The organism is Nocardioides sp. CPCC 206348, assembly GCF_048654705.1.
Classification (GTDB): domain Bacteria; phylum Actinomycetota; class Actinomycetes; order Propionibacteriales; family Nocardioidaceae; genus Nocardioides.
Genome location: NZ_JBMCZA010000195.1, coordinates 57,880 through 61,147 on the forward strand (window position 1 = coordinate 57,880; position 3,268 = coordinate 61,147).

2 protein-coding genes are annotated in these 3,268 nt (G+C 71.9%); both read right to left on the reverse strand.

Going from position 1 to position 3,268, the window contains the following annotated elements:
• Positions 1-1,314 (reverse strand): NAD-dependent succinate-semialdehyde dehydrogenase (locus ACOADB_RS17995; protein WP_378601460.1); only part of this gene is annotated, 1,314 nt, incomplete at its 3' end.
• A gap of 205 nt (positions 1,315-1,519) precedes the next feature.
• Positions 1,520-3,268 (reverse strand): penicillin-binding transpeptidase domain-containing protein (locus tag ACOADB_RS18000; protein WP_378601462.1); only part of this gene is annotated, 1,749 nt, incomplete at its 5' end.

The window sequence follows — 3,268 nt, forward strand, 5'->3', positions numbered from 1 at the left end:
GCGCTCGGCCAGCCGCAGGGTGCGCGCGAGGTCCCGGGTGAAGGCGTACGCCGCCAGGCCGTACTCCGTCGCGTTGGCCAGCGTGATCGCCTCGTCCTCGGTGGTGAAGGTCGTGATCGGCGCGACCGGGCCGAAGATCTCGGTGGTGACCGCGTCCGCGTCCGCGGGTACGTCGACCAGGACCGTCGGAGGGTAGAAGAACCCGGCACCGTCGACCCGCTGTCCACCCGTGAGCGCTCGTGCTCCCCGCGCCAGGGCGTCGTCCACGACCGCGGCGACCGACGTGACCGCCTTCTCGTCGATGAGCGGCCCGACCTGGATGCCGACGTCCTGGCCGCGGCCGACCCGGAGTCCTCCCATCCGCTCGGAGAGACGGGCGGCGAACTCGTCCGCGACCGACGCCTCGACGAGGAACCGGTTGGCCGACGTGCAGGCCTCCCCCATGTTGCGCATCTTGGCGAGCATCGCGCCGTCGACGGCTGCGTCGAGGTCCGCGTCGGCGAAGACGAGGAACGGGGCGTTGCCGCCGAGCTCCATCGACACCCGCTGCAGCTGTCCGGCGGACTGTTCGACCAGTCGCTTCCCGACGGGGGTCGAGCCGGTGAAGCTCACCTTCCGCAGCCGTGGGTCGGCCATCAGGGTGGTGCTGAGCCCGGCCGCGTCGTCGGTCGTGACGATGTTCAGGACCCCCGCAGGCAGGCCTGCTTCGGCCAGCAACCCACCGAGCAGCAGCATCGTCAGCGGCGTCTGCGCGGCCGGCTTGACCACCATCGTGCAGCCGGCCGCGATGGCCGGCCCGATCTTGCGCGTGCCCATGGCGAGCGGGAAGTTCCACGGGGTGATGAACAGGCAGGGACCGACCGGCTTGCGCACGGTCAGCAGCCGGCTGCCGCCCGCGGGGTTGTGCATCCAGCGTCCGTGGATGCGCACCGCCTCCTCGGAGAACCAGCGCAGGAACTCCGCGCCGTAGGTGACCTCGCCCTTGGCCTCGGCGATCGGCTTGCCCATCTCGAGGCTCATCACGAGCGCGAGGTCGTCGGCGTGGGCCGTGACCAGGCCGAACGCCCGGCGCAGGATCTCGCCGCGCTCACGCGGCGCCGTGGCGGCCCAGCCCGGCTGAGCGGCGGCCGCCGCATCGAGGGCCGCGCGGGCGTCGTCCAGGGTGCCGTCGGCGACGTCGGTGAGGACCGATCCGTCGGCCGGGTCGATGACGTCGAGCCGGGCACCGTTGCCGGCCGGAGTCCAGGCGCCGTCGATCAGGAGCTGGCGTCGCCCCTCCGGAAGCAGGTGGGTCAGGCGCTCACGAAAGCTCATGCCCCCACCCTGCCAGTCCCGGGCGAAAAAGGAGCGAGCCCGTCATTGCATGGGGTCAACGACGGGCTCTTGTCGGAATCGGTGCTCCCTCCGATGTACGACTTCCTCCACGATAGCGCGGGGCTGGTGGCCGCCATAGGGCGTGGGGCAAGGTCCCACCGATCGACCATTTCGACCCGGGACCAAGGTCCCGGGTGGCATGGCCTCACCGGGCGCGGCGGAGGAACTGCTCGATCAGCGGACCCGCGGTCTGCGAACCGGACACCCCGGTCTGCACGAACACGGCGACGGCGAGGTCGCCCTGGGCGGCCACCATCCACGCGTGGGTCCTGATGGTGCCGCCGTCGGCGTACTCCGCCGTGCCGGTCTTGGCGATCACCGGGGCGCCGGGCACGTCCGCGAGGCCGCGGCCGCTGCCGTCGGTGACCACGCCGCGCAGCATCTTCTTCAGCGCCGCGGCTTCCTCGGCGGTCAGCGGCGCGGCCTCCTTGGGCACGCTCACGTCGACCTGCTCCAGCAGCCGCGGTACGACGGTCCTTCCTGCCTGCACGCTCGCGATCACCGCGGCCATCGCCATGGGCGAGGCGAGCACCTTGCCCTGTCCGATCAGATCGGCGGCAGCCTCGGTGTCGCTGGCGGGCTCGGGCACCTCGCCGAAGAACGCGGGGAAGCCGAGGTCGTGGTCGATGCCGAGCCCGAGGCTGGCGGCGGCCGCGGCGAGGTCGCCGTCGTCGACCTTGGCGCGGGCGTTGATCAACGCGGTGTTGCAGGAGTTCGCGATCGCCTTGCTGAGCGGGATGGTGCCGAGCCCCGAGGACGGGTAGTCGGAGTAGTTCTTGAACCGCTTGCCGTTGACGGTCGTGGTCGGCGTGCACTCCACCGGCGACTCGGGCGTCAGACCGGCGCGGAGCAGGGCCAGCGACGTGACGATCTTGAACGTCGAGCCGGGCGCGAACTGCCCGTACGCGGCGTAGTTCTGCTCGGGCGAGGCGGCGGCCACGATGGCTCCGGTACTGGGCCGGATCGCGACCAGCGCGGTCACGCCCTCGACCTCCGCCAGCACGCTCTCCGCGATCTTCTGGGTCGATGCGTCGAGGGTCAGCGAGAGCGGCCGGCCCGCCGTGGCGGCGCGGTCGTAGAGGGTGCGCTTCTTCGCGTCGGCGGCCTCGGGGACGGCGTACACGATCCGGCCGGGGTTGCCGCGGAACTGGTCGTCGTACCGCGCCTGCAGGCCGGAGAGGCCGGCAATGTCGCCGGTGCGGTACTTGTCCGGGTCCTTCTCGACCATCTCGCCGGTGACCGGGCCGACACGGCCGAGGATCGGTGCCGCGAAGCTGCGGGTGGGCGCGAGCGCGACCTCGTCGCTGACCTGGTGGGCGCCGTCGATGGTGCGCACGCCGGTCTGGACGGCGCCCGGGACCTCGCCCTCGCGGTAGGTGATCGCCTCGATGAAGGCCCGCTGGCCGGCGTTCTTCACCGCCTTGACGTACGGCGCCACGTCGATGTCGACGAGCTCGGCCAGTGCCTTGGCGGAGGCGGGAGCCTGGGCTGCCTCCACGCGGGTGCGGTCGATGCCGATCCGGATGACGGGGCGCTCGGTCACCAGGACCTCGTCGTCGGCGCCGAGGATGTCGCCGCGGTCCGTCGGCTGGGTGACGGCGTCGAGGATGTCGCCCGGCTTCAGTGTCGACTCGACGACCGACGGCGCCCAGGCGACTCTCCACTTGTCGTCCACCTCGGCGAGCGCGACCTCGGTCTCGTAGGTCCAGGCCGCGTCCTTGCTCTCGGGCCAGGACCACGCGAGCGTCGCGGTGCCCTTGCCGTCGTCGGCACTGAACTCCTGCACCTCGACGGCGGGGGCGATGCCGTCCATGTCGTCGATGATCGCGGCGTACTCCTCCGCCACGGCGGCCGCCTTCACGTCACCGAAGTCGACGGCGTCGAACGCTGCCGG